This is a genomic window from Desulfoferula mesophila, from assembly GCF_037076455.1.
Classification (GTDB): Bacteria; Desulfobacterota; Desulfarculia; order Desulfarculales; family Desulfarculaceae; genus Desulfoferula; species Desulfoferula mesophila.
Genome location: NZ_AP028679.1, coordinates 1213547 through 1239521 on the forward strand (window position 1 = coordinate 1213547; position 25975 = coordinate 1239521).

Genomic DNA, 25975 nt, shown 5'->3' on the forward strand with positions numbered 1-25975 from the left:
GAGCGGGACGGTCCCGCCCAACTGGGCCGCAGACGAGGGGCCGCAGACAGGCCCATATCACAAGGAGGATAGGTAAAGTGGTTTTAACCCCGGATGACAAAGGCGCGATTGTAGAAAAGTTTCAGCGTAAACCGGGCGACACCGGCTCGCCGGAAGTGCAGATCGCCCTTCTGAGCGAGCGCATCAAGTACCTGACCGAGCATTTCAAGGTCCACAAGAAGGACCATCATAGCAGACGCGGCCTGCTGAAGCTGGTAGGCCAACGCCGCCGCATGCTCAATTACCTTAAGCGTAAGGACATCGAGCGTTACCGCGCGGTTATCAAGGAGCTGGGCATCCGTAAGTAAGCCGGGCTCCGTGTAGGAAGTGGGAAGAGAGAGATGATAAAAAAGGTATCGACGACGATCAACGGTCTGGACCTGTCCATTGAGACCGGCAAGATCGCCAAGCAGGCCGGCGGCGCGGTCATGGTGACCTACGGCGAGACCGTGGTCCTGGTGACCGCCACCGGAGACAGCAACATGCGCGAGGGCATCGACTTTTTACCCCTCACCGTGGACTACCAGGAGCTGTCCTATGCCGCGGGCCGCATCCCGGGCAACTTTTTCCGGCGCGAAATGGGCCGCCCCAGCGAGAAGGAGACCCTCACCAGCCGTCTTATCGACCGGCCGGTGCGTCCCCGCATGCATAAGGGCTGGAGCTACGAGACCCAGATAATCGCCAACGTCTACTCGGCCGACCGGGTGAACGAGCCGGACGTGTTGGCCCTCACCGGTGCCAGCGCCGCCCTGTGCATCAGCGACGTGCCCTTTGACGGGCCCATCGCCGGGGTGCGGGTGGGCCGCGTGAACGGCGAGTTCGTGGTCAACCCCACCGCCGCCCAGCGGGCCGAATCCGACCTGGACCTCATCGTGGCGGGTAGCCGCGACGCGGTGGTCATGGTGGAAGGCGGCGCCGAGCTGGTGCCCGAGGACGTGGTGCTGGAAGGCATCTGGTTCGGCCACGCCTCCCTGCAGCCCCTGTTGGACATCCAGGAGGAGCTGGCCGCCGCGGTGGGCAAGCCCAAGCGCGAGTACAACAAGCCGGTGGAAGACACCGAGCTCAAGGCCAAGGTCAGCAAGCTGGCCGCCGAGGGCGTCAAGAAGGTGCTGGCCACCGCGCCCAAGCTGGAGCGCTACGGCATCAAGCGCGCCGTGAAAAAAGAGGTGGTCGCCGCCATGGGCGAAGAGGCCGCCGGCCGCGAAGGCAAGGTCAAGGACATCGTCGAGGACCTCGTCTCCGAGGGCATGCGCTCCATGATCCTGGAGCAGGGCCGCCGGGTGGACGGCCGCGACTTCGTCACCGTGCGCCCCATCTCCTGCGAGGTGGGCATCCTGCCGCGCACCCACGGCTCGGCCCTGTTCACCAGGGGCGAGACCCAGGCCATCGTGACCACCACCCTGGGCACCAGCGGCGACGAGCAGCGCATCGAGTCGGTTACCAAGGAAGACAGCTTCCGCGACTTCCTGTTGCACTACAACTTCCCGCCCTTCTGCGTGGGCGAGGCCAAGATGTTGCGCGGCCCCGGCCGCCGCGAGATCGGCCACGGCGCCCTGGCGCGGCGCAGCTTGCAAAAGGTGCTGCCCGCCAAGGAGTCCTTCCCCTACACCATCCGCGTGGTCAGCGACATCACCGAGTCCAACGGCTCGTCGTCCATGGCCAGCGTGTGCGGCGGCTCCCTGTCCATGATGGACGCCGGGGTGCCCTTGTCCAGGGCGGTGGCCGGCGTGGCCATGGGCCTGATCAAGGAAGGCGACAAGACCGCGGTGCTCACCGACATCGTGGGCGACGAGGACCACCTGGGCGACATGGACTTCAAGGTCACCGGCTCCGCCGAGGGCATTGCCGCCGTGCAGATGGACATCAAGATATCGGGCATCAACAAGGAAGTCATGGCCCAGGCCCTGGCCCAGGCCAAGGACGGCCGCCTGCACATCCTGTCCAAGATGGCCGAGGCCATCACCCAGCCCCGCGGCGCCATCAGCAACTGGGCTCCGCGCATCACCACCATCAAGATCCCGGTGGAGCGCATCAAGGACATCATCGGCCCCGGCGGCAAGATCATCCGCGGCATGCAGATGGAGACCGGCGCCAAGATCGACGTGGAAGACGACGGCACGGTGCACGTGGCCGCCGTTGACGGCGAGGCCGGCGACAAGGCCCTGGCCATGATCAAGGAGCTGACCCAGGACGTGGAGGAAGGCGCGGTCTACGAAGGCACCGTGGTCAAGATCATGGACTTCGGCGCTTTCGTGGAGATCCTGCCCGGCCGCGACGGCCTGGTGCACATCAGCGAGCTGGATCACCACCGGGTGCGCGCGGTCACCGACGTGCTCAAGGAAGGCGACAAGGTCAAGGTCAAGGTGCTGGGCGTGGACGACCGCGGCAAGGTGCGCCTGAGCCGCAAGGCCCTGCTGCCCGTGCCCGAGGGAGCCCCTCAGGACGACGATCGTCCGCCCCGCGACGACCGTCCCCCCCGGCGCGGCGGAGACCGTCCCCGGCGCGACTAATACGACGTGATTAACAAAACCACCCTTGATAACGGAGTCCGTCTGGTCACCGAGGATTTGCCTCACGCATACTCGGTGACCGCGGGCTTATGGATGGAGGTCGGCTCCCGCGACGAGGAGCCGGCCCAAAGCGGCATCAGCCACTTCATCGAGCACATGGCCTTCAAGGGCACCGCCCGGCGCGATGCCCTGGCCATTGCCCGTGAACTCGACCGCCTGGGCGGTCTGGCCAATGCCTTCACCTCCAAGGAATCCACCTGCTTCCACGCCCGCACCCTGGCCGAGCACCTGGAGACCATCTCCGATCTGCTCACCGACATCTTCCTGCACCCCGCCTATGACGCCATAGAGGTGGAGCGCGAGCGCCAGGTCATCCTGCAGGAAATCTGCGCGGTGGAAGACACCCCCGACGAGCTGGTGCATGTGCTGTTCGGCCAGAACTTCTGGCCCGGACATCCCATGGGCCGCCCGGTGCTGGGTAGCAGCGAAAGCGTGGGCGCGGTGGGCCGCCAGGATCTGGTGGACTACCTGGCCGGGAGCTACGCCCCGGACCGCCTGGTGGTGGCCGCGGTGGGGCGCCTGGAGCACCAGCGCATCGTGGACCTGTTGGGCGCGGCCCTGGCAGAGCTGCCCATGTTGCCCGCCCGCCACACCCGCCAAGTCCCGGCCGCCAAGCCGGGCCTGGTGGTGGTGCCGCGCCAGTGCGAGCAGGTGCACGTGGCCATGGGGGCTCCCGCGCCCGCGGCCACCGATCCCGACCGTTTCACCGCCGCCCTGCTCAACGTGATCCTGGGCGGCAACATGAGCTCGCGCCTGTTCCAGGAGGTGCGCGAAAAGCGCGGCCTGGCCTACGCGGTGTACAGCTACCTAAGCTCCTACAGCGACTCCGGCGTCCTGGGGGTCTACATGGGCGTGGCCCCCGGCCGCTCCCCCGAGGCCCTCAAGGTGGCGCGCGGCGAGTTGGAGCGCCTGGCCGTGGAGCCGGTGAGCGAAGAGGAGTTGGAGCACGCCAAGGAGCACACCAAGGGCTCCATCCTGCTGGGGGCCGAAAACCCCGACAGCCGCATGTTCCGCCTGGCCCGCAACGAGTTCAACTTCGGCCGCGACGTTCCCCTGGAAGAGGTGGTGGCCAAGATCGAGGCGGTCCAGGTGGCCGACATCCTGCGGGTGGCCGCCGAGTGCCTGGACCCGGCCAAGCTGGGCGTGACCGTGTTGGGCCCGGCCGACGCCGCCGGCCTGTCCCGGGAGGTGGGGGCATGAGCCGCCCCCGGGTCTTGGTCCAGCGCCTGGCCCACGGCCAGGGGCTCAAGCTTCCGTCCTACGAGAGCGCCCAAGCCGCCGGGATGGACCTGCCCGCCGCCCTCAGCGAAAGCATTACCGTTCAGCCGGGGGGCATCGTCTTGGTGCCCACCGGCCTGTCGATCGCCATCCCCGCCGGCTACGAGGGCCAGGTGCGCCCCCGCTCCGGCCTGGCCATCAAAAAAGGCCTCACCGTGGTCAACGCGCCGGGCACCATCGACGCCGACTACCGGGGCGAGGTCAAGGTGGGGCTGGTCAACCTGGGACCCGAACCGGTGGAGATCTGCCGGGGAGACCGGGTGGCTCAGCTCATCATCGCGCCGGTCGTCCAGGCCGAGCTGATGGAGGCCGCCGAGCTGCCCGCCAGCGACAGGGGCCAAGGCGGCTTCGGCTCCACCGGCAAATAAACCGGTGTCCCTGAGCTTCTGCACCCTGGCCAGCGGCTCCAAGGGCAACTGCATCTACGTTGCCGCCGGAGAACAGGCGGTGCTCATCGATTGCGGCCTCTCGGCCCGCGAAACCATCCGCCGCATCGAGGCCCGGGGCCTTTCCCCCCACGCCGTCAAGGCCATCCTCATCACCCACGAACACACCGACCACACGCGCGGGGTGCGGGTGCTCGCTAAGCGCCTGCGCATCCCCGCCCTGGCCACCGAGGCCACCTGGGCCGCGGCCAAAGACACCGACGCGGTGCGTTACCAGCCCATGTGCGCCGGCCGGGGCCTGGAGATGGCGGGCATTCAGGTGCATCCCTTTTCCGTGCCCCACGACGCCGCCGATCCGGTGGGCCTGGTGCTCACGGCGGGCGGGGTGAGCCTGGGGGTGGCCACCGACCTGGGCGCGCCCACCGGCCTGGTGCGCCGGCGCCTGGCCGGTTGCGCCGGTTTGGTCTTGGAGCACAACCACGACGCGCGCCTGCTGGCCGAAGGCTCCTACCCGCCCTGGCTCAAGCAGAGGGTGCGTTCGGCCCAGGGCCACCTGTCCAACGACCAGGGGGCCGAGCTGTTGGCCGAGCTGATCCACCCGGGGCTCAAGCAGGTGGTGCTGGCCCATCTTTCCGAGCAGAACAACCGCCCCGAGCTGGCCCGCCGCGCCGCCCAGGATTGCCTGGATGGTCGCGGCTCCCGCGCCGGACTGTGGGTGGCGGCGCAGGAGCGGTATAGCGAGGTTTTTGAGGTATAAAATACTATAGCTGTATAATTGGTGAGATACCGCTCCCGCGGGATTTCCATCCCACAATCCCATACCGACAGGTGAATTGATGACTGCCCCTCATCGCAAAGATTCTACCGTGGGTTCCAGCGCCATGTTGGACCTGGTGGTGGTCGTATTGATAGCGGCCATTACCTTCCTGCTGCTATCGCACTTGGATGCCTTCGAGTGGTTGGTGAGCGTGGTGCACCACTATGAGCGTTACGATCTGGATGAGGTGGTGGTGCTTTTCGCCATTTTGTCCATCGCCTTCGCCGCCTTTGCCGGGCGGCGCTGGATAGAGGTCTCTCGGGAGCAAGCCAGACGCTTGGAGATGGAACGGATAAAGGTAATTTTGGAGACCGCCGGGGCCGTGAGCCATGAATTCAATCAGCCCTTGCAGGTCATCGTGAGCGCCAGCGAGTTGGCGCTGGAGGATGCCTCCGAAAACAGCCCAATGCACAAATACCTGAGCGATATTCTCAACAGCGCCGTACGAATCTCCGAGCTGATCATAAAGTTGACCCATATCACCGATTACCGGACAAAGGATTACTGCGAGGGGCAAAAGATCCTGGACCTGGACAGCGGGTCGGGCCAACCGGCCGCCGCAACGCCGCCTAAGCAATAGCAAAGGGGCCCTCCCGCGGGAGAGCCCCTTGCTTGCCTTGAATGGATCGAATCTAGCGCACGAACATCACCTTGCAGGTGGCGCGGCGGAAAATTTTTTCCGCCGTGGAGCCGAAGCGTAGGGCCTTGCTGAAGGAGGTACGCCCTCTGGCGCCCATGACGATCAGGTCCGCGCCGAATTCCTCGGCCACTTCCAAGATGCGCTCGTAGGGCAGGCCCACCGCGATGCGCGAGCTGTGCTCCACCCCGGCCAGGGGTTCGCCTTCTTTTTTGAGACCCGCCAGCAGGTCGCGCATCATGCCCGCCCGGTGCTCCTCTTCGGCCTCGATGGCCTTGGCGGCCACGCCGTCGAGCATGGCCAGGCGGCCGCTGACGCGCTCCAGTTCCTCATAGGCCTTCTCGTTGACCACGTTCACGACCAGCAACTCGGCCCCATACTTCTGGGCCAGAACCACGGCCTGGGCCAGGACCTCGGGGGAGAACTCGGAGAAGTCGATGGAGCAAAGCACCTTGTGGATGGGTTGAGGACTCATGCCGCCGCCTCCTGCAGCTTATGCCGCTCGTGTATGGGCAAGGTGAGAGAGGGGTCCTTTTTAATGCGTATCTTCTGGGACACGTATACCAGGCCGGCCAGGGCGATGCCCAGGAAATCGGCCCCCAGCTTGGGCACCGGGGTCCAGGAGTGCAGCAGGCCGGGGAAGAAGAGTAGGGCGGTGGCAAAGGCGAAGATAACCCACTCGTACCAGGTGGTGGGGCACAGCCAGTAGCCCATGGTCAAGCTGCCGAAGGCTATGGTGCCCAAGATGATGGTGACATAAGCCAGCAAAATGTCATACCACGTGCCGGTGAGCAAAAACCCCGGCGCGAAGGCGAACAGGAAGGGCCCCATGTAGAGCATCTTGGCGAACTTGAAGGAGGTCCAGCCGGTCTTCCAGGGATCGGAGCCGGCGATGGCCGCTCCGGCGTAGGCCGCCACGCACACCGGTGGCGTGATGTTGGAGTCCTGGCTGAACCAATACACGATCATGTGCGAGGCCAACAGTGCCCAAGAGACGTAGCCCATTTGCACCAGCTCGGCGTTGACCTGCATGTCCTGGAAGCTCATGCCGAACTGGGTCTGGGCGATCATCTCGCTGAGCGCGCCCACGGCCAGCACCGCGGTGATGAGATAGGCCGCCGTTACCGGCACGCCCATGCCCAGGACCAGGGAGGCCAGGCCTATAAGCACGATGGCTATGGGCAGATAGCCGTTGGAGAGCTCGATGATGATCTGGCTGAACTTGAGCCCGATGCCGGTGAGGGCGATGGTGCCCACGATGATACCGATGACGCCCACCGTGGCCCCGATGATAAGCGTGTTGCGGGCCCCCTCGATCATGGCCCCCAGGATTTCCTTGACGCCCATCTTGTTGTTGGGGGTGGTCCAGGACACGGCCACGCAGGCGATGGTGGCCCAGAAGGCGGCCATGCCCGGAGAATAGCCCAGCAGCATGAGCACCACGATGATCACCAGGGGGGCCGAAAGCAGCCACTGGGTCTTGAGGATGTCCCAGGCCGTGGGGGCGTTGGGGTCCTTTTTGCCCACCAGGCCGTAGCGCTTGGCCTCGAAGTGCACCATCACGAACACGCTGAGGAAGTAGATGGCTGCCGGGAAAACGGCCATCTTCATGATCGTCACGTAGGGAATCTCGGTGAACTCGGCCATCAAAAAGCCGCCCGCACCCATGATGGGCGGCATGAACATGCCGCCGATGGAGGCGCTGGGCTCGATGGCCCCGGCCACATGGGGCCTGAAGCCCGCCTTCTTCATCAAGGGGATGGTGAAGGCGCCGGTGGACACGGTGTTGGCGATGGCGCTGCCCGAGACCGAACCGAAAAAGCCCGAGGCCATCACCGCCACCTTGGCCGGGCCGCCCACGGTGCGCCCGGCCAGGGCCATGGGCAGATCCAGGAAGAAGCGGGAGCAGCCCGAGGCCTTGAGAAAACTGCCGAAGAAAATAAACAGGATGACGTAGGTCACCAGGACCGAGGCCATGATGCCGAACACGCCTTCCTGCTTGAGGTAGATGTGGTTGATGGCCCGGTCCATGGCGAAGCCGGTGTGGGCGAAGGAGTCCAGCACCGGGATGTATTCCAGGAGGTTGCCCCAGAAGGCGTAGCATAAAAACAGCACCCCCACCAGGGTCATGGACCAGCCCAGCACCCGGCGGGCCACCTCCAGGGAAATGAGCACGCCCACCACGCTCACCGCGGTGTCCATGGCGGTCTCACTGCCCATGCGGTAGTTGAGGGCCTCGTACTCCATGATGTAATAGCCCACCACAAAGGTGGCCACCGCGGCCAACACTACGTCCAGCCAGGTGGGCCGGTCGGGGGGCGATTTGCGGCTCATGGGGTAGTTGATGAACACCAGCACGTAGGTGATGAGCACGTAGATGCCCAGGAAGTACTGGGTGTCCACCGGGAGGATGCCGGCGTTGTAAAAATAGAACAGGACCATGAACACGCCCAGGCCCGAGGTGAACCAGGCCCAGAAGCCGCTCATGGCACGCCCGGTCTTGGCATCCTTGCGGACGATTTCGTCCAGCTTGGCCTTGTCCACCGCCGAGTCTTGCAGGGCGGCATCCTCGTCGTAGGGATCAACGGATTTGTTTTGGGTGTCGTCGCTCATGGCCAACCTCTTGACGCTCTAGCCTTGTGGATAGAGGGGGGAGAGCCGGATCGGCCCTCCCCCCCGCTTAGCTCCCCGCGGGGCGGTTAGTCGATGGGTTTGAGGTTGTCGGGAATCTTCACGCCCTGCTCGGCCCAGAACTTGGCGGCGCCCTTGTGCAGCGGCACCGAGGCGCCCTTGAAGTTGTTCTGCAAGGTCATGGCCTTGAAGGTCTTCTTGGCGGTGACCATGGCTTCCATGCCCTTGGCCGACCACAGGGTCTTCATGATCTTGTAGACCAGCTCCTCGGGCACGTCCTTGTTGGTGGTCAGGATGGTGCTGTCCTGGAAGGTGTTGCAGGGGGGCATGCCCTTGTAATAGGTGTTCTCGGGGATGGTGGTGGGGCTGTAGGCGAAGGCCTTGTAGAAGCCGGTCTTAACCGCGTCGGCGTCCACGTTGATCAGGTTGATCTTGACCTGCACCGAAGCCTCGATGATGGAGCGGTTGGGATAGCCCACCAGCACCCAGAAGGCGTCCAGCTTGTTGTCCTTGAAGGCGCTGGCCGCGGCGGAATAGCCCAGGAAGGTGGGCTTGAAGTTGTCCCACACGCCGATGTGGCGGAAGAAGCGCTCGGCGCTGGCCGCCGCGCCGGAGCCGGCGTTACCCACGGCCACGCGCTTGCCCTTGAGGTCCATGGCGCTCTTGAAGCCGCTGTCGGCGCGCACCACCAGCTGGGCCGGGGCGCCGTAGAGATAGCCCATGGAGCGAATCTTGTTGTACTTCATGTTGTCCTTGGGCAGCTTGCCGGCATAGCCCAGGGCGCTGTCCACGGCGTAGCACAGGCCTATGGTGCTCTCGCCGCTGTTGACCCGCTTGACGTTCTCCACCGAGCCGCCGGAGCCCACCGCGCTGGCCTTGATGTCCGCGTTCACCTTGGGGATGTACACCGCCGCGCCGTTGGCGAAGGTGTTGAAGGTTCCCCCCGTGGGGCCGCCGCCGATTTTCAGCGTGTAGCCTTTGGCAAGGGCCGGAGCCGGCATCATGCCCAGGCCAACCACCAGGGCGGCCGCCAGGGTCAGAATCAGAAATTTTTTCATGCTATCCCTCCAGAATTGAATGGAACCAAACGACTCTTCTCCTATAGTGGGCCGACGGCCGATCGGCCGTCCGGCTTACTCCTGTGGACCGAAACCCCAATTAGGGCCCGCATTTGCATCGAGGCGGAGAGAACAGATTCGCGAGGTGTCGTAGCTGAGCTGGGATGCCGCTTAAGGCCTCATTGCCATCTACGAGAATAGTGAAAACAGGGGAAGGGAGTAAATTCGAACTCCTCTGATTGTATTGTACTACTTTTTCTTACAAGGCGGTAAGCGGCCCGCGCGGGCCGCCCACAGCCCCGGTTTCAGACTATTTCTTCAGAAAATCCGCTTTTTTATATTCCGGATCGGGGTAGGTGTAGAAACCCTGGCCGGTCTTGGTGCCCAACTCGCCCCGGGCCACCTTTTCCCTGAGTGCCTCCGGGGGGCGGTCCTTGGGGTCGCCGGACTCGATAAAATACGACATCTCGATGTCGTACACCACGTCCAGGCCCACGCTGTCCATCAGGGCAAAGGGCCCTTCGTCCATGCCGCTCCAGATCATCCAGCCGCGGTCGATATCCTTGAAGTCCACGTAATCCCCGGCCCACATGTGCAGGCTCTCCTTCTTGATGGCCCGCCAGATGCGGTTGAAGCAAAAGCCGTGGATTTGCTTGCGCACGGTGAGCGGCACGCAGCCGATGGAGCGCACCCAATCGGCGCATTGCTCGATAAGCTCCGGCGAGGCCTGGCTGCTGCCCATCACGTCCACCAGGTTGCGCCCGATGTCCAGGGTGTAGAAGTGGATGTTCACGCACAATTCGGGACGCCCGGTGGCGTCGGCGATCAAGGACACCGGGATGGAGGAGCTGTTGGTGGCCAGGATCGCTCCAGCCGGGGCCAGCTGGTCCAAACGGGCGTACATCTCCCGCTTGAGCTCCAGGTTCTCGGGGATGGCCTCGATCACCATGTCCGCCCCCTCGAGAGCCTGCTCCAGGGTGGCGCAGCGGGCCACCTTCTGCGCCGCTTCGCCCAACTGGGCCCAGGTGAGGCAGGGGGTGCGCTCGGTCATCTTCACGCGCTGCTCGCTCATGCCCATGCTGTGGTCGAAAGAGGCGGGATTGGGGTCCCAGGCGCTCACCTGGTAACCGTAGTAGGCGGCTTGCAAGGCTATGCGGGCTCCCAGATTCCCGGTGCCCACCACGGCCAGCTTTTTGATCTCACGGCTCATTAATGTTTCCTTCCCATGGTCATGGCTCCACCAGCCCGTGTTGGATGGCGAAGCGCGACAGATCGGCGTTGTTGCGCAGGTTCAGCTTTTTTAGCAAGCGGAAGCGGTAGGTGTCCACCGTCTTGACGCTGATATGAAACGACTCGGCTATTTCCCGGTTGGTCTGGCCCAGGGCCAGGGCCCGGAGCACCTGCACCTCCCGGTTGGACAGGCTGTCCAGGGGCGAATCTCCCCGCTCGCCCCGGGCCACCCGCAGGGCCAGGAGCTCCGAGGCCTCCTGGCTAAGGTACATGCCTCCCTGGTGCACCTGGCGGATGGCCGTGACCAGCTGCTCCGGGGCGGAGCGTTTGGTGATGTAGCCCTTGGCCCCGGAACTGATGGAGCGCACCACGTACTGCTCTTCCTCGTGCATGGTGAGCATCAGGATGGGCAGCTCGGGGCGCTGGGCCTGCAGTTGGTTGATAACCTCCAGGCCGTCGGTGCCGGGCATGGAGATGTCGATCACCGCCACGTCCACCGGATGGGTGAGGGCCAGGTTTATGGCCTGGCGGCCGTCGGCGGCCTCGGCCACCACCTCCATGTCCCCGGTCTCCTCGATGAGGCTCCTGAGCCCCGCCCGCACCATGCCGTGGTCATCGGCCAGTAAAACCTTGATCAATGGCGACCTCCGCTGGGATTGGTGATGGGCAGGGTCAAGCGAACCTCGGTGCCGCTGTCGGCCTGGGAGTGGATTTTCAGGCTGCCGGAGGCCAGGGCGGCCCGCTCGCGCATGCCCGCGATGCCCAGGCCCTCGCGCCCGGCGGTCCGGTGGTCGTCAAAGCCCCGGCCGTTGTCGCTGACCAGCAGGGTGAGGCGGCCGTCGTCGCCCCGCAGGGTGACGTCCACGCTGGTGGCCCCGGAGTGGCGGGCCACGTTGGTCAGGGCCTCCTGGGCCACCCGGTAGGCGGCGATGGCGGTCTGGTCGTCCACCTCGGGCACCTGGTCCCAGTTGAACACGCAGGCGATGCCGGTGTGTTTTTCAAAATCCGAGGTGTACCACTCCAGGGCGTCCACCAGGCCCAGGTCTTCCAGGGCCGGGGGGCGCAGGCGGGTGGCGATGTTGCGCACCTCGCTTATGGTGTGGTCGATGATGGCGCACATGTTTTGCGCCCGCGCCCTGGCCTTGGGGTCGCCGTCGCCCAGACGCTCGCGCAGCCACACCGCGTCGATGCGCAGGGCGGTGAGCACCTGGCCCAATTCGTCGTGCAGCTCCCGGGCTATGGCCCGGCGCTCGGCCTCCTGGCTTTCCATGATGCCGGCCGAAAGGCGCCGAAGCTGCTCCTGGGCGTTTTTGAGATCGGTGATATCGACCATGATGCCGCAGACCCGGCTGACCTGGCCGTTTTCGTTGATGACCGGGAAACGCACCGAGAGGTAGGTGTTGAAGCCCTCCTCCTGGGGTATGCGCTCCTCCACCTGCATGGGGCGCTTGGCCCCCAGCACCACCTGGTCGCTGTAGACGAACTGCTCGGCCAGATCGGCGGGGAACAGGTCTTGGGCCGTGCGCCCCCACACCTCTTCGGTGCTCAGGGCAAACAGCTCCTCGAAACGCGAGTTGACCATGATGTAGCGCCCCTCGGCGTCCTTCATGTACACCACCGCCGGCGCGTATTTGAGGAAGCTGGTGATCTCCCGGGTGCGCTGGCGCACCTGGCGCTCCAGGTCGCGGGAATATTCGCTGAGCTTTTCCTGGGCCCTTCTCAGCTCCTCCTCGGTGCGCTTGAGGGTGGTCACGTCCACCAGCACCGCCAGGGACTTGAGGATGCGCCCCTGGTCGTCGCGCTCGGCGATGGCCGAGAGCAGCACGTCGGCCACATCGCCGTTTTTTTTCACGAACTGATAGGAGACTTCCTTGGTCTGGCCGGAGCGGAAGAACTGGGGCAAGGTCTCGGACTCGGCCTGGCGGCGGGATTCGGGGGTGAGGAAATCGGTCATCTTGCGTCCGATGACCTCCTGTTCCATGTAGCCCAGGGCGTCGGACCAGTAGTCGCTCACGTCCACCAGGCGCCCGCTGGTGTCCACCGAATGCAATAGGGCCGGGGTCTTGTGATACAGGTGGCGGTAGCGTTCCTCGCTGCGCCGCAGATCCTTTTCGGCCGTCCGGCGGCGGCCAATCTCCTGGGAGGCCTTGCGGTAGAGGAAATAGACCCCCAGCCCGGCGAAGAGATACAGCCCCAGCACCACCACGCCGGTGGTTTGCAAAAAAGGCTTGACCGCCCATTGGGCTACCCCGGCCATGCTGGTGAGGTAGACCAGGCGCCAGCCGGGAAAGTTGGCCACCGGCCGGGTGTAGAAGAGGTATTCCCGCTCCCGCTGATCTCTGACCAGGTGCTCGCCCTCCCTGGTGAGCCCGCTCCAGGGCCAGGGACCGTCGCCGAACTGGCGGGTGCGGGCGATGGCCTCCCAGTCCTCCAGGCTGCTGGGCCACAGGGTCTTGTTGAGCCACTCCGCCCGGTTGGTGGAAAAGATCACCTCGTGAGGCCCCACCAACAGCGCCGCCTGGTCGTCATCCCCCAGGTAGAGGCTGCTTTCCAACAGCAGGATGGGGGACTTGATGACCACCACCCCCAGCACGGCCCCGCCTTCCGGGGCATAGACCGCGTGGGCGTAGTAGGCGCCGCGCTTTTGGCTGGTGGAGCCCAGGGCCAGGTATTTGGCAGCCTTGCCGGCCAGGGCTTCCTTGAAATAAGGGCGGAAGGAGAAATTGTGCCCCACGAAGCTGTCGGCGGAGCGCCGGTTGGAGGAGGCCAGGGTCAGGCCCCGGCTATCGAGCAGATAGCAGACGTCCACCTCCAGGGCGTGCTGAAACTTGTCCAGCACCTGGTTGGCCGGCTCCAGGGTGGCCTCATCCGGCTGGGCCAGCGCCGCCCGCAGCTCACTCAGGCTGGCCAGGGCCCGTACCGGTTTTTGGTTTTCCGCTAAGAAGGAGGACACCTGGTTGGCCAGCACCTCGGCCTTGCCGGCGGCCCGGCGGTGGGCCATGGATATGGCCGAGTCCCTGAGGGAATAATAATAGTGCATGCCGCCCCCGGCGGTGGAGACCAGGGCCAGCAGGGACAGAATTAGAATTATGGTTCTGAGGCGCATGGGCCGGTTTTCCCCGCGGCGGTTGCGGCCAGGATCGCACAACCCCTAACTTGGCAGAAAGCGCTCATAATGTAAACATGTTGCGACGAAGGCCCCCGGCGCCGCGTTCGGGTCCGGAGCCGGTTGACAGGTCAAGGGGTGATGTTAGGATGATACATTTCCGGACGCTGCGCGGTTGAGGACCGACCAACTAATTGAGGGCCCTGGGCCCTGGGAAAGCTTATCGTGAGCCAAAAGAACGACGAACAGGACCAGCCCCTGGTCTTGGAGCCCGAGGAGGAACTGCCCACCGACCTGCCGCTGTTGCCGGTGCGCGACGTGGTGGTGTTCCCCTACATGATCCTGCCTCTGTTCGTGGCCCGGGAAAACTCGGTGGCCGCGGTGGAGGCGGCCATGGCCGAGGACCAGCACGTTTTCCTGGCCACCCAGAAGGACCAGAACGTGGAGCATCCCGACGTGGATGATCTGCACGAGGTGGGCACCGTCGGGGTCATCATGCGTCAGCTCAAGATGTCCGACGGCCGCCTCAAGGTTCTGGTGCAGGGCCTGGCCCGGGCCAGAATAAGCGAATGGAGCCGGGAGACCCCCTACTTCGCGGTGTCGGTGGAGCTGTTGAGCGACGAGCAGGCCGAGGGCAAGGCCGAGCCCGCCTCCGAGGCCCTGATGCGCTCGGTGCGCGAGGCGGCCGAGAAGATTTTGGCCCTCCGGGGCCTGCTGACCTCCGACGTGCAGGCCATCCTCAGCTCGGTGGAAGAGGTGGGGCGCCTGGCCGATCTGGTGGCCAGCAACATGCGCCTGGACATAACCACCGCCCAGGCCATCCTGGAGGAGGCCGACCCGCTCAAGCGGCTGGAAATGGTGCACGAGCATCTGGGCACCGAGCTGGAGGTGAGCACCCTCCAGGCCAAGATTCAGTCCGAGGCCCAGGAGGAGATGAGCCGGGGCCAGCGGGAGTATTACCTGCGCGAGCAGCTCAGGGCCATCCGCCGGGAACTGGGCGACGCCGACGAGCGCCAGCGGGAAATGGCCCAGCTCCGGGAGGCGTTGGAGAAAAAGCGCCTGCCCGCCGAGGCCCGCGACGAGTCCCTGAAGCAGCTGGGCCGCCTGGAGCAGATGCAGCCCGAGAGCGCCGAGGCCTCCATCATCCGCTCCTACCTGGATTGGATCATCGACCTGCCTTGGCAAAAGGGCAGCCGCGACCGCCTGGATTTGGTCGAGGCCCAGCGCATCCTGGACGAGGACCACTTCGATCTCAAGAAGGTCAAGGAGCGCATCCTAGAGCACCTGGCGGTGCGCAAGCTCAACCCCAAGATGAAGGGCCCCATCCTGTGCTTCATCGGTCCTCCGGGGGTGGGCAAGACCTCCCTGGGCCGCTCCATCTCCCGGGCCCTGGGGCGTAAGTTCGTGCGCCTGAGCCTGGGCGGGGTGCGCGACGAGGCCGAGATTCGCGGCCATCGGCGCACCTACATCGGGGCCATGCCCGGCCGCATCATCCAGGGCCTCAAGACGGCGGGCACCAACAACCCGGTGTTCATGCTCGACGAGGTGGACAAGGTGGGGTCCGACTACCGCGGCGATCCCACCAGCGCCCTTTTGGAGGTGTTGGACCCGGAGCAGAACCACGCCTTCAGCGACCATTACCTGAATCTGCCCTACGACCTGTCCAAGGTGATGTTCATCACCACGGCCAACGTGGAGGACACCATTCCCGAGCCCCTGTGGGACCGCATGGAGGTCATCGAGCTCAGCGGCTACACCGAGGAGGACAAGCTGTCCATCGCCAAGGGCTTTTTGGTGCCCCGCCAGCTCAAGGAGTCCGGCCTGGGCGAGGGCCGGTTGAGCTTCACCCAGGGCGGTCTCCTGGAGATCATCCGCTCCCACACCCGCGAGGCGGGGCTCAGGAACCTGGAGCGGGAGATCGGCGCGGTGTGCCGCAAGGTGGCCCGCAAGGTGGCCGAGGGCAAAAACGGCGAGGTCAAGATCAGCGCCTCCAACCTGGAGCGCTACCTGGGGGTGCCCAAGTATCTGCCCGAGGACGAGCGCGGCGAGGGCGAGGTGGGGGTGGCCACCGGTCTGGCCTGGACCGCGGTGGGCGGCGAGGTGCTCCGGGTGGAGGTGAGCGCCCTGGAGGGCAAGGGCAACCTGACCATCACCGGCTCGTTGGGCGAGGTGATGCGCGAGTCGGCCCAGGCCGCCCTGAGCTACGCCCGCAGCCGGGCGGGGGAGCTGGGGCTCAAAAAGGGCTTTTACGAGGACTTGGACCTGCACGTGCACGTGCCCTCGGGAGCCATCCCCAAGGACGGCCCCAGCGCGGGCATCACCCTGGCCACGGCCATCATCAGCGCCCTTACCGGGGTGCCGGTCAAAGAGGACGTGGCCATGACCGGCGAGGTGACCCTAACCGGCAAGGTGCTGCCCATCGGGGGGCTAAAGGAAAAGTCCCTGGCCGCCCTGCGCTCCGAGATGGCCCTGATGCTGGTGCCCCAGAAAAACCACAAGGACATCAAGGAACTGCCCCAAAAAGTCAAACGCAAGATCAAAATCGTGCCGGTTGGCCACATGGACCAGGTGTTGCCCCTGGTGCTGGCCACCTGGCCCCTGGCCAAGCCGAGCCGCAAGAAAGCCAAGCCCGCCCCCTCCAAGAGCAAAAAGGCGGCCCCCAAGAAGGCTGCCCCCAAGAAAGGCGGAAAAACCAAGTGAGCAAGATTTTGTACGTGGAAGCCTGTGGGGGGGCTTCGGGGGACATGCTGGCCGGGGGGCTGTTGGATCTAGGCTGGCCTTTGGAGGAGCTACAGGGGTATTTACAGGCCATGGGACTGGAGCACGTGGGCGTGAGCGTGGCCGCCCAGGAGCACCAGGGCATCCTGACCCGCCGCCTGGAGGTGCACGCTCATCACGAGCACGTTCATCGTCATCTCAGCCACATTCTGGAGCTGCTGGATCGCCTGCCGACCCAGGTGGCCGAGCCCGCCTCCCGGGTGTTCAAGCGCCTGGCCCAGGCCGAGGCCAAGGTGCACGGCAGCACGCCCGAGGAGGTGCACTTTCACGAGGTGGGCGCGGCCGACGCCATCGCCGACGTGGTGGCCTTCTGCGCCGGGCTGGCCTGGCTGGGCTCGCCCCGCCTGGTGGCCTCGCCCCTGCCCATGGGCGAGGGCTTTGTGAACTGCGCCCACGGCAAGCTGCCCCTGCCCGCCCCGGCGGTGCTCAACCTGCTGGAGGGGGTGCCGGTGTACGCCTGCGGGGTCAAGGGCGAGACGGTGACCCCCACCGGGGCGGCCATCCTCACCGCCCTGGCCGAGAGCTTCGGGCCGCCTCCGGCCATGCGCCTGGAGAAATCCGGCCTGGGCGGCGGCAGCCGGGCCAGCCAGGCCATACCCAACCTGCTGCGCCTGTGGCTGGGCCAGGAAGAGACGCGGCCGGGCACCGACCAGGTGGTGGAGATCGTGTGCCACCTGGACGACCTGAACCCCGAGGAGATGCCCTTGATCATCGAGCGGCTCATGGCCGCCGGAGCCCTGGATGCCGCCGCCGCGCCCTTGGTGATGAAAAAGGGCCGCCTGGGTCAGAGCCTGACGGTGCTCAGCGCCCCGGAAAACAGCGAAGCCCTGGCCGCCTTGGTGCTGGAGCAGACCCCCAGCCTGGGGGTGCGCCTGCGTCCGGTACAGCGGCGGCTGCTGGAGCGCGAGGTGATCACCGTGCAGAGCCCCTGGGGGGAGGCCAAGGTAAAACTCGCCCGCACCGCCCAGGGAGCGCGCCTGCACGCCGAGGCCGAGGAGGTGGCCCGCATCTGCCGCCAAAGCGGCCTGCCGCCCTGGTGGGTGCGCCGCGAGTTGGAAGACCTGGCGGGCCAAAAGGTCTAGGCGGCCCTGTCCCGGGCCACCACGGGTGACATCCGACGATTGGGAGAGAAGGGGCTGCGGCCCCGGACGGAGGCGGGCCTGGCGGCTTGCCCCCGGGGGCCATGGCGCCTACTATAGTCTCGTGAGCGTATCGCACCCCAAAACCCTGGCCATGCTGTTGGCCGCCCTGCTGCTGGGTCTGGCCCTGAGCGCCTGCGACTCCGGGCCGGGCGGGGGTTCGGCCAAAGGCGACTGCACCATCGCCGATCAACTGAAAAAAGACGGATTGGTGCTGGTGCCCCTGAGCGCCTGGACCAAGAAACGCCTGGGGGACGGCCTTCGCCCCATGGACCTGCTCGGGCGTCCCTGCCTGCCCCAGCCCCTGGCTCCCAAGGTGGAGATCGACGACCGCACCGAGTTCTATGTCTTCTACAGCCCCGCGGGGGCCAAGACCGGCGAGCAGGTGGTCTTCACCTGGTACTACGGCCACCCCAGCCGGGTGCTTACCCGCCCCCTGGTCAAGGTGCTGATCCAGCGCCAGGGCTTCGAACGCCCCCTGGCCGTCAGCCAAATTTGGTCCGCTCCCCACGGCTCCAGCCAGATATTGTCCCTGGGGGGGCTCAACTCGGTGCAGAGCAAGGCCGAGTGGGAGGTCTCGCGCATCTACGGGCCGCGCAGCCTGATCATCAGCCGCTTCGCGGGCTTTGAGGACAACCGGCCCCGGGCCGGCGAGACCCTGGCCGAGGTGCATTTCGAGATCCACGAAAAAGGCGTGCAGGTTTATTGAATCAACAGACGGTTGGCGCACAACTTTGCGCCGCCATCATGAAATGCGGCTTAGGGCTTGGGGGTTACCTTGTCCAGGATTTCGCGCTGCATCTTGGTGGTGTCGGTCACCTGGTTCCAGCCGCCCTGCGCCCGTTTCTGGGCCCACACCTTGACCGAAATCTGGCTGCTCTTCTCGCCGGTGCAACGCACCCTTACCGTGGCCTTCCAGCTCAGGTTGCCGTTCCAGTGCTCGGGCGTGGCATAGGAGGCCAGATCACTTTCGATGGTCTCCTGGTTCAGGCCCAGCCCGGGGTCTTGCTTCATTTTTTCGCGCACCTGTTGGCGCACCTCGGAGCAGGGAATGTCGTACACCCCCTCGAACAGGCTGGGCGGGGGGGCGCCCACGCTGAAGGCCACGCCGCCGGGATCGCGGCAGGCACTCAGGCTCAAGGCTAAAAACAGGGCCAGGGCCGGGATCAAAAAACGCATTACTTGCTCCGGTTGATGGTCATGGAATGCACCCGGGTGCCGCTCTTGTCATAGGAGGCCCCCGAGGTGCGGGACTTGGCCAGTTTATCGCTGATGTCGGTGCCCGGGGCCAGGGAGTACAACAGCCGCATGAAGCGGGACTCCTGGTCGCTGATGGGCTGGCCGCCCTGGGGATTCATCAGGCCGCTGGCGTCGTGCCCCAAAAACCCGAGGGCGTGCCCCGCCTCGTGGGTCAGGGTGTCCGACAAGCCGCCTAGGCAGCCGCTTTGGTCGCGGGCCACCGAGACCTTGGCCGAAAGGATGCGTCCCGCGCTGCTCCATCTGATGGTGGTCACGCCGCAATAGGAGGTGGTGTCGGAGTAGGCCACGGTGATGCTGTTGCCGGCGTAGTTGAAACCCACCGCGCCGCCCGTGGCGCTGTTCCAGCGGTCGAAAGCCACGGGCACTCCGGGCACGCCGCCGCTGGACACCCCGATGGGCAGCGAGGGCCAGCGGATGGTGTGGCCGTCCAGGTTGACGGCGTTGTAGGTGTAGAGGAACTGATAGTCGGCCTTGGTGAAGCCCCCGCCGTCACCGCCTCCGCCGCCTCCGCCACAGGAGACCAGCAGCGACAGTAGAATCACCAGCAGGGGCAGCGTCACGCGGCGCGGTATCATGGGTGGCATAAAAGATCGGCTCCTTGTGTTGTTGCGGTCGCGCCTATTGCCGGGGCCTGCTCTGGCAGCGCACGTGGCCATGATAACCCGTGCGGCTCTACGAGGCCAGGACTACCAAAGCAGGCCCAGGGCCTGATCCAGGCGCCCGGCCTGGAGCAGCTCCATGCCCGGCGGAGCGGAGGCCTTGCCCGGGGCGGTAAGCACCTGGTTGAATCCCTGGCGCAGGGCCTCGGCCATGCGCGCCGCCGAACGGCCCACCGCCCTGAGCTCGCCGGTAAGCCCCACCTCGCCGAAGCACACCGTCTTGGGGGGCAGGGGGCGGTTGGCCAATGAACTGGCGATGGCCGCGGTGACCGCCAGGTCGGCCGCCGGTTCGCTAAGGCGCACCCCTCCGGCCACGTTGACGAACACGTCGTGGCCCCCCAGGTCCAACCCGGCGTGAATGGCCAGCACCGCGGTCAGCATCTGCAGGCGGCCCTGATCCACCCCCAGGGCCTGGCGACGGGGCATGGCTAGGCCGGACGGGCTCACCAGGGCCTGCACCTCCACCAGCAGGGGCCGGGTGCCGCTCATGGCCGCGCACACCGCGCTGCCCGGGGCCGAGGCCGGGCGCTGGGCCAGAAACAGGGCCGAGGGGTTGGCCACCCCCATGAGCCCGGCCTCGCCCATCTCGAACACCCCCACCTCGTCGGTGGCCCCGAAACGGTTCTTTACCGCCCGCAGCAGGCGCAGGCGCAGGCTGGGCTCGGATTCGAAGTAGAGCACCGTGTCCACCAGGTGCTCCAGGACGCGCGGCCCGGCCAGGGCCCCCTCCTTGGTGACGTGGCCCACCAAAAACAGGGCGCAGCCCGCCGCCTTGGCCGCGCCGGCCAGCTCGGCGGCGCATTGGCGCACCTGGCCCACCGAGCCCGGCGCGCTGGCCAACTCCTCGCTTCTAAGGGCCTGGATGCTGTCCACCACCACCGCGGTGTGGGAGCCCTCGGCCATGGCCTGGAGAATGGACTCCAGGCCGGTATCGGCCAAAAGCTCCACCCCCTCGCCCCGCAGGCCTAGGCGGTGGGCCCGAAGCCCCACCTGGCGCACCGACTCCTCGGCGGCCACGTAGAGCACCCGGCCGCCCTCTGCCCCCAGGGTCTGGGCCGTCTGCAGCATGAGCGTGGATTTGCCGATGCCCGGCTCGCCCCCCACCAGGACCACCATGCCCGCCACCAGACCCCCACCCAGGATGCGGTCCAACTCGGCCACTCCGGTGGGCCGCCTGGTTTCGGGCCGGTCCAGGGCCTGGGCCAAGGGGGTCTTGGGCGCTCCGGCGGCGGCGCGCCGCTGGGTCGTGGGGGCCAGGGGCTCTTCCACCAGGGAGTCCCAGCTCTGGCAGGCGGGGCAGCGCCCCAACCACTTGGGCTGGGCCGCGCCGCAGCTTTGACAGACGAACACGGTGCTGTTTTTGGCCATGGGCTCTCCTTGCTACCCGGCTAGTGTAGCGCGTAGCGGGCTCCAGGGTAAGCCCCCGCCGCTTGAATCATGGTTCAATCTGCAAAGAGCCGTGGGCTTTCATTGACAAAATCCGCTTGGCAGCATATACAGTTAAAAGACCCTAGTGGGTTTTTTGGTTGAGGGGGCGTAGGGTGGATACGCCTTTTTTTTGAGCAGGCAAAGGAGCGGATTGAGCATGTCAGACAACGTCTTACAAGTCAGCGACGACAATTTCGAGGCGGAAATCCTGAAGAACGAAGGACCCGCCTTGGTGGATTTCTGGGCATCCTGGTGCGGACCCTGTCGCGCCATCGCTCCCGTGGTAGAGGAACTGGCCGAGCAGTACGCCGGCAAGGTGAAGGTGGCCAAGATGAACGTGGACGAGAGCCCCAAGACTCCCGGCCAGTACGGCATCCGCGCCATCCCAACCCTGATCCTGTTCAAGGACGGCAAAGTGGCCGATCAGATCACCGGCGCGGTGAGCAAGTCGCATCTAGAAGCGGCTATCAACAAGCAGCTGGACTGAGGCCGAACTACCGGTGCCTTTACACGATATGGTCATAATCGGCGGAGGGCCGGCGGGCCTCACCGCCGGCCTGTACGCCGCCCGAGCCCGCTTGGACGTGGTTCTGCTGGAGCGCCTGAGTCCCGGTGGCCAGGTGTTGACCACCGATATGGTGGAAAACTGGCCCGGCGACGTGGACGGAGTGTCCGGATTCGAACTGGCCGATCGCATGCGCGACCACGCCTTGAAGTTCGGACTGAAGATCCAGAGCGCGGAGATCACCAAGCTGTCGGCCGACGGCAAGTTCAAGGTTCTGAGCGGCCCCGACGGGGAGCTGAGAGCCAAGGCGGTGGTCTTGGCGGTGGGCGCCCAGCCCAAAAAGCTGGATGTCCCAGGCGAGGAGTTGCTCATCGGCAAGGGGGTGTCCTATTGCGGCACCTGCGACGGGCCCTTTTACCGCGACCAGACGGTCATCTGCTTCGGCGGGGGCGATACCGCCGCCGAGGAGTGCGTGTTCCTCACCCGCTTCGCCAAGAAGGTGTACCTGGCCCACCGGCGCGACGAGCTCCGCGCGGCCGGCATCCTGGCCGAAAGGGTGATGAACAACCCCAAGATCGAGGTGCTTTGGTCCCAGGCTCCCTTGGAGATCAAGGGCGAGGCCAAGGTGGAGGCGGTGCGGCTCAAGAAACTCAAGACCGATGAGGAATACGATCTGCCCTGCGACGGCGCCTTCGTGTTCGTGGGCACCTCGCCCAACACCGAGTTCCTGCGGGGCGTGGTGGACATGGACCGTCAAGGCTTTATCATTTGCGATCGGGATCAACACACCAGCATGAACGGAGTGTTCGCCGCCGGCGATTGTTGCAGCAAGCTGCTGCGCCAGATCGTGGTGGCGGCGGGCGAAGGGGCACTGGCCACCTATGCCGCCCAACGTTACCTGGAAGAGGTGCATGAGTAGAGTTTTTAAATCGGCGCTTATCGTCGCGCTGCTCTTGGCCCTGGCCTTGGCGGCGGGGTGCGATTGGTTTAGCAGCGGTTCGGGGGTGCAGGACGAGGCCTTCGACACCCCGGCCCAGGTTTTGGCCAACGAGGCCGAGACCATGTACCGCGAAGGTGAATACGAGCAATCCGCCGAACTGTTCCAGGCGCTCAAGGACCGCTTCCCCTACAGCCGCTACGCCTTGCTGGCCGACCTGAGGGTGGGCGACGCCTATGCCAAGGCCGAGCGCTACGAAGAGGCGATCCTGGCCTACGAGGACTTCATCCGGCTGCACCCCAAGAACGACGCGGTTCCCTACGCCATCTATCAGATGGGCATGGTCTACTTCGATCAGATGTTGACCCCGGACCGGGACCCGGCCAACGCCGACAAGGCCATGGAGACCTTCCAACGCCTGATGAAGCAGTATCCCAGCAGCGAGTGGGCGGTGAAGGCCCAACCCCGTCTGCAGGAGGCCACCCGCCGCGCCGCGTCCCACGACATGGTGGTGGGCCAGTACTACTACAACACCGCCAAATATCGCGCGGCCATGAGCCGTTTCAAAAGAGTGCTCACCCATTACCCCGACGTGGGCCTTTACGACGAGGCCATGCACAAGCTGCGTTTGGCCCAGGATAAATGGAACGCGTTACCCAAGCGCGAGCGCGAGGGCGAGGCCATAGACCGCCGCGACCTGACTGCTCCCCTGCCGGGCGTGGAAACCCCGGACGTGCTCCTGGGTGGCCACGAAAGCCCGCTGTAGCCAGCGGCCCCATGAAAAAACGAGGGACGCCCCGAGGGGGCGTCCCTTTTTTGTTGCCTAGGAGGGCGCCGGTCTAACCGGCCGCCTGCTCCTCCACCAGCCGGGGCACCTGGGCCAGGGCCTCGTCCAGGGCGTCGGGGTTTTGCCCGCCCGCCTGGGCCATGTCCGGACGGCCGCCTCCGCCGCCGCCCACCATGGGGGCCAGGGCCTTGACCAGGTTGCCCGCGTGGAAGCGCCCGGCCAGATCCTTGGTGACCAGGGCCAAAAGCAGGGCCTTGCCGCCGCTGGCCGCGCCCAGCACGGCCACTCCGCTGCCCAGGCGGTCGCGCAGGTTGTCGGCCATTTCGCGCAGGGCCTTGGGGTTGTCGATCTCCACCTTGGCGGACAGCACCTTGACTCCGGCCACCTCCACCGCCTCGGAGAGCAGGTCGCGGCTGGAGGCTCCGGCCAGGCGCACCTTGAGGGCCTCCACCTCGCGCTCGCTCTCCTTGAGGGAGGTGAGCAGTTTCTTGACGCGCTCCGCCAGCTCCAGGCGGCCCACCTTGAGGGCGGCCGCGGCCCGGCCCACCTCGTCTTCCAGGGCCTGCACCGCCTCCACCGCCGCGCCGCCGGTGAGTGCCTCCAGGCGGCGCACCCCGGCGGCCACCGAGGATTCGCCGATGATCTTGAAGTAGCCGATGTCGCCGGTGGCCTTGGCGTGGGTGCCGCCGCACAGCTCCTTGGAGATGCCCGGCACCTGCACCAGGCGCACCTTGTCGCCGTAGCGCTCCTCAAACAGGGCCATGGCCCCGCTGGTCATGGCCTCTTCCAGGTCCATGACCTTGGTGTCCAGGGCCACGTTGGCCCGGATGCCTTCGTTGACCGTCACCTCCACCGCCTTGATCTCCTGGGGAGTCATGGCCTGGAAGTGGCTGAAGTCGAAGCGCAGGCGCTCGGCGCTGACCATGGAGCCCGCCTGCTTGACGTGATCGCCCAGGTGCTTACGCAGGGCGGCGTGCAACAGGTGGGTGGCGGTGTGGTTGGCCGCGGTGGCCGCCCGGGCGGCCGGGTCCACCGTCAGCGTGAGCTCGTCGCCCTGGGCGATGCTGCCACCGGTCACCTCGATGTGGTGCACGATCAGCTCGCCGCCGGGCTTTTGGGTGTCGATCACCTTGGCCTGGCCCTCGGGCCCGCTCAGGGCGCCCACGTCGCCGGTCTGGCCGCCGGCCGCGCCGTAAAACGGCGTGCGCGCGGTGATCAGCTCGGCCTTCTGACCCTGGCCCACCCGCTCCACCGGCTCGCCGTCCACCAGGATCAGGGCGGCGGTGTCGCGGCCGGTGAGGCCCTCGTAGCCGGTGAAGGTGGTGCCGAAGCCCTCGGAGCGCAGCCCCGCCAGGGCGGGGGGAAGCTGATGCTCGCCGCTGCCCGACCAGGCGGCCCGGGAGCGGCTGCGCTGTTGGCCCATGGCCTCGTCGAAGCCCTCCTCGTCCACTCCCAGGCCTTCCTCGGCCACGATGGTCATGGTCAGGTCCAGGGGGAAGCCGAAGGTGTCGTAGAGCTTGAAGGCGGTCTGGCCGTCCAACACGTCCTGGCCCTTGGCCTTTGCCTCCGCCAGGGCCTCGCTCAAAAGCTTGAGCCCGGTGTCCAGGGTCTCGCCGAAGCGCTCTTCCTCGCTGATGATGACCTTGTCCACAAAGGCCCGCGAGTCGTACAGGCCCGGATAGGCCCCGCGCATCTCGTCCATGACCACCCCGGCCACCTTGTGCAGGAAGGGCCCGGACAGGCCCAGCTTGCGGCCGTGGCGGGCGGCGCGCCTGAGGATGCGCCGGAGCACGTAGCCCCGGCCCTCGTTGGAAGGCAGCACCCCGTCGCCCACCAGCACCGCGCAGGCCCGGGCGTGGTCGGCGATGACCCGAAGGCTCACGTCGCTTTCCTCGTCGGCGCCCCGCGCTACCCCGGCCAGCTGGCTGGTGAAATCCATGATGGGGGTGAACAGGTCGCTGTCGTAGTTGGAGGTGAAGCCCTGCACCGTGGCCGCGATGCGCTCCAGGCCCATGCCCGTGTCGATGGAGGGGCGGGGCAGGGGGGTCATCTTGCCCGTGGCGTCGCGCTCGTACTGCATGAACACCAGGTTCCACAGCTCCAGGAAGCGGTCGCAGTCGCAGCCCACGGCGCAGTCCTCGCGGCCGCAGCCCATGTGGGCGCCCTGGTCGATGTGGATCTCCGAGCAGGGACCGCAGGGGCCGGTGTCGCCCATGGCCCAGAAGTTCTCCTCCTCGCCCAGGCGCACGATGCGCTCGGGGCGCACCCCCACCTCGCTCTCCCACAGGCGGGCCGCCTCGTCGTCCTCGGTGTACACGCTGACCCACAGCTTTTCAGGGTCCAGGCCCATTTCCCGGGTCAGGAATTCCCAGGCGAACACCACCGCCTTTTCCTTGAAATAGTCGCCGAAGCTGAAGTTGCCCAGCATCTCGAAAAAGGTGTGGTGGCGCGGGGTGCGGCCCACGTTTTCCAGGTCGTTATGCTTGCCGCTGACCCGGAAGCACTTTTGGCAGGTGGTGGCCCGGTTGTAGGGCCGCTTCTCCTGGCCGGTGAAGACGTTCTTGAACTGGACCATGCCCGCGTTGGTGAACAACAGGCTGGGGTCGTCGGCGGGCACCACGCTGGAGCTTTTCACCAGCTGGTGCTGCTGCTTGACGAAGTAGTCCAGAAATTGCTGACGAATCTCGTTGCCGGTCTTGGCCATGAGCTTACGCGCTCCCTATTCGCGGG

General features: G+C 66.0%; 22 protein-coding genes. 12 read left to right on the plus strand and 10 right to left on the minus strand.

Annotated features, from left to right (window positions below):
- Positions 1–77 precede the first annotated feature (77 nt).
- The 6 genes from rpsO to AACH32_RS05305 all read left to right on the plus strand — a co-directional run bounded on the left by rpsO (position 78) and on the right by AACH32_RS05305 (position 5670).
- Positions 78–347, plus strand: coding sequence for a 30S ribosomal protein S15 (gene rpsO / locus AACH32_RS05280; RefSeq protein ID WP_338605732.1), 270 nt, complete (start codon positions 78–80; stop codon positions 345–347).
- Between the two features lie 33 nt (positions 348–380).
- The gene (gene pnp, locus AACH32_RS05285) at positions 381–2549 is read left to right on the plus strand and encodes a polyribonucleotide nucleotidyltransferase (protein WP_338605733.1); all 2169 of its coding nucleotides are present in this window, start codon (positions 381–383) and stop codon (positions 2547–2549) included.
- Positions 2550–2555: 6 nt separating this feature from the next.
- Complete coding sequence (locus AACH32_RS05290; RefSeq protein ID WP_338605734.1) at positions 2556–3809, plus strand: M16 family metallopeptidase; 1254 nt, start codon at positions 2556–2558, stop codon at positions 3807–3809.
- The gene (dut, locus tag AACH32_RS05295) at positions 3806–4255 is read left to right on the plus strand and encodes a dUTP diphosphatase (protein ID WP_338605735.1); all 450 of its coding nucleotides are present in this window, start codon (positions 3806–3808) and stop codon (positions 4253–4255) included. Before AACH32_RS05290 ends, dut begins: the two co-directional genes overlap by 4 nt.
- A gap of 4 nt (positions 4256–4259) precedes the next feature.
- Positions 4260–5030: an MBL fold metallo-hydrolase gene (locus tag AACH32_RS05300; RefSeq protein WP_338605736.1), complete on the plus strand. Its 771-nt coding sequence runs from the start codon at positions 4260–4262 to the stop codon at positions 5028–5030.
- A 109-nt stretch (positions 5031–5139) separates the two neighbouring features.
- On the plus strand, positions 5140–5670 hold the full coding sequence (locus AACH32_RS05305) for a histidine kinase dimerization/phospho-acceptor domain-containing protein (protein WP_338605737.1): 531 nt from the start codon (positions 5140–5142) through the stop codon (positions 5668–5670).
- Between the two features lie 52 nt (positions 5671–5722).
- On the opposite strand, the gene AACH32_RS05310 is transcribed toward AACH32_RS05305, so the two are convergent.
- From AACH32_RS05310 to AACH32_RS05335, 6 genes are all read right to left on the minus strand, one after another.
- Positions 5723–6202, minus strand: a complete 480-nt coding sequence (locus AACH32_RS05310; protein WP_338605738.1) for a universal stress protein — start codon at positions 6200–6202, stop codon at positions 5723–5725.
- Complete coding sequence (locus AACH32_RS05315) at positions 6199–8340, minus strand: TRAP transporter permease (RefSeq protein ID WP_338605739.1); 2142 nt, start codon at positions 8338–8340, stop codon at positions 6199–6201. Before AACH32_RS05315 ends, AACH32_RS05310 begins: the two co-directional genes overlap by 4 nt.
- Positions 8341–8426: 86 nt before the next feature.
- A complete protein-coding gene (locus tag AACH32_RS05320) occupies positions 8427–9416 on the minus strand; it encodes a TAXI family TRAP transporter solute-binding subunit (RefSeq protein ID WP_338605740.1) in 990 nt (329 codons plus the stop codon).
- A 310-nt stretch (positions 9417–9726) separates the two neighbouring features.
- The gene (locus AACH32_RS05325) at positions 9727–10626 is read right to left on the minus strand and encodes a 3-hydroxyacyl-CoA dehydrogenase family protein (RefSeq protein ID WP_338605741.1); all 900 of its coding nucleotides are present in this window, start codon (positions 10624–10626) and stop codon (positions 9727–9729) included.
- Between the two features lie 19 nt (positions 10627–10645).
- Complete coding sequence (locus AACH32_RS05330) at positions 10646–11284, minus strand: response regulator transcription factor (protein ID WP_338605742.1); 639 nt, start codon at positions 11282–11284, stop codon at positions 10646–10648.
- The gene (locus AACH32_RS05335) at positions 11281–13752 is read right to left on the minus strand and encodes a sensor histidine kinase (RefSeq protein WP_338605743.1); all 2472 of its coding nucleotides are present in this window, start codon (positions 13750–13752) and stop codon (positions 11281–11283) included. Before AACH32_RS05335 ends, AACH32_RS05330 begins: the two co-directional genes overlap by 4 nt.
- Before the next feature lie 225 nt (positions 13753–13977).
- Here AACH32_RS05335 and lon point away from each other — a divergent pair, with 225 nt between their 5' ends.
- The 3 genes from lon (at position 13978) to AACH32_RS05350 (ending at position 18378) form a co-directional block, all read left to right on the plus strand.
- Positions 13978–16452: an endopeptidase La gene (gene lon / locus AACH32_RS05340; protein WP_338605744.1), complete on the plus strand. Its 2475-nt coding sequence runs from the start codon at positions 13978–13980 to the stop codon at positions 16450–16452.
- Entirely contained in the window at positions 16449–17612 is a 1164-nt protein-coding gene (gene larC, locus AACH32_RS05345) for a nickel pincer cofactor biosynthesis protein LarC (protein WP_338605745.1), read from the plus strand. The genes lon and larC overlap by 4 nt, the downstream gene beginning before the upstream one ends.
- 121 nt (positions 17613–17733) lie before the next feature.
- Positions 17734–18378 (plus strand): hypothetical protein, encoded by a 645-nt coding sequence (locus tag AACH32_RS05350; protein WP_338605746.1) that lies wholly within the window; start codon positions 17734–17736, stop codon positions 18376–18378.
- A gap of 50 nt (positions 18379–18428) precedes the next feature.
- Here AACH32_RS05350 and AACH32_RS05355 read toward each other — a convergent pair whose 3' ends face one another.
- The 3 genes from AACH32_RS05355 to radA all read right to left on the minus strand — a co-directional run bounded on the left by AACH32_RS05355 (position 18429) and on the right by radA (position 20956).
- A complete protein-coding gene (locus AACH32_RS05355) occupies positions 18429–18848 on the minus strand; it encodes a hypothetical protein (protein ID WP_338605747.1) in 420 nt (139 codons plus the stop codon).
- On the minus strand, positions 18848–19513 hold the full coding sequence (locus tag AACH32_RS05360) for a hypothetical protein (RefSeq protein WP_338605748.1): 666 nt from the start codon (positions 19511–19513) through the stop codon (positions 18848–18850). Before AACH32_RS05360 ends, AACH32_RS05355 begins: the two co-directional genes overlap by 1 nt.
- Positions 19514–19615: 102 nt before the next feature.
- Positions 19616–20956 carry a DNA repair protein RadA gene (gene radA / locus AACH32_RS05365; protein ID WP_338605749.1) on the minus strand — a complete coding sequence of 447 codons (1341 nt, stop codon included), beginning with the start codon at positions 20954–20956 and terminating at the stop codon, positions 19616–19618.
- Positions 20957–21173: 217 nt separating this feature from the next.
- Here radA and trxA point away from each other — a divergent pair, with 217 nt between their 5' ends.
- From trxA to AACH32_RS05380, 3 genes are read left to right on the plus strand one after another with little or no spacing between them, the layout of a single operon-like run.
- Positions 21174–21503: a thioredoxin gene (gene trxA, locus AACH32_RS05370; RefSeq protein WP_338605750.1), complete on the plus strand. Its 330-nt coding sequence runs from the start codon at positions 21174–21176 to the stop codon at positions 21501–21503.
- Between the two features lie 13 nt (positions 21504–21516).
- Positions 21517–22440: a thioredoxin-disulfide reductase gene (gene trxB, locus AACH32_RS05375; RefSeq protein ID WP_338605751.1), complete on the plus strand. Its 924-nt coding sequence runs from the start codon at positions 21517–21519 to the stop codon at positions 22438–22440.
- Entirely contained in the window at positions 22433–23224 is a 792-nt protein-coding gene (locus AACH32_RS05380; protein WP_338605752.1) for an outer membrane protein assembly factor BamD, read from the plus strand. The genes trxB and AACH32_RS05380 overlap by 8 nt, the downstream gene beginning before the upstream one ends.
- A 73-nt stretch (positions 23225–23297) precedes the next feature.
- Here AACH32_RS05380 and alaS read toward each other — a convergent pair whose 3' ends face one another.
- A complete protein-coding gene (gene alaS, locus AACH32_RS05385) occupies positions 23298–25949 on the minus strand; it encodes an alanine--tRNA ligase (RefSeq protein WP_338605753.1) in 2652 nt (883 codons plus the stop codon).
- Between the last annotated feature and the right edge of the window lie 26 nt (positions 25950–25975).

Bases quoted from the DNA above. Each gene is read 5' to 3' on its own strand.
- pnp (WP_338605733.1), top strand. From the start codon at position 381: ATGATAAAAAAGGTATCGACGACGATCAACGGTCTGGACCTGTCCATT.
- dut (WP_338605735.1), top strand. From the start codon at position 3,806: ATGAGCCGCCCCCGGGTCTTGGTCCAGCGCCTGGCCCACGGCCAGGGG.
- AACH32_RS05310 (WP_338605738.1), bottom strand. From the start codon at position 6,202: ATGAGTCCTCAACCCATCCACAAGGTGCTTTGCTCCATCGACTTCTCC.
- AACH32_RS05315 (WP_338605739.1), bottom strand. From the start codon at position 8,340: ATGAGCGACGACACCCAAAACAAATCCGTTGATCCCTACGACGAGGAT.
- AACH32_RS05320 (WP_338605740.1), bottom strand. From the start codon at position 9,416: ATGAAAAAATTTCTGATTCTGACCCTGGCGGCCGCCCTGGTGGTTGGC.
- AACH32_RS05325 (WP_338605741.1), bottom strand. From the start codon at position 10,626: ATGAGCCGTGAGATCAAAAAGCTGGCCGTGGTGGGCACCGGGAATCTG.
- AACH32_RS05335 (WP_338605743.1), bottom strand. From the start codon at position 13,752: ATGCGCCTCAGAACCATAATTCTAATTCTGTCCCTGCTGGCCCTGGTC.
- AACH32_RS05355 (WP_338605747.1), bottom strand. From the start codon at position 18,848: ATGCGTTTTTTGATCCCGGCCCTGGCCCTGTTTTTAGCCTTGAGCCTG.
- AACH32_RS05360 (WP_338605748.1), bottom strand. From the start codon at position 19,513: ATGCCACCCATGATACCGCGCCGCGTGACGCTGCCCCTGCTGGTGATT.
- radA (WP_338605749.1), bottom strand. From the start codon at position 20,956: ATGGCCAAAAACAGCACCGTGTTCGTCTGTCAAAGCTGCGGCGCGGCC.
- trxA (WP_338605750.1), top strand. From the start codon at position 21,174: ATGTCAGACAACGTCTTACAAGTCAGCGACGACAATTTCGAGGCGGAA.
- AACH32_RS05380 (WP_338605752.1), top strand. From the start codon at position 22,433: ATGAGTAGAGTTTTTAAATCGGCGCTTATCGTCGCGCTGCTCTTGGCC.
- alaS (WP_338605753.1), bottom strand. From the start codon at position 25,949: ATGGCCAAGACCGGCAACGAGATTCGTCAGCAATTTCTGGACTACTTC.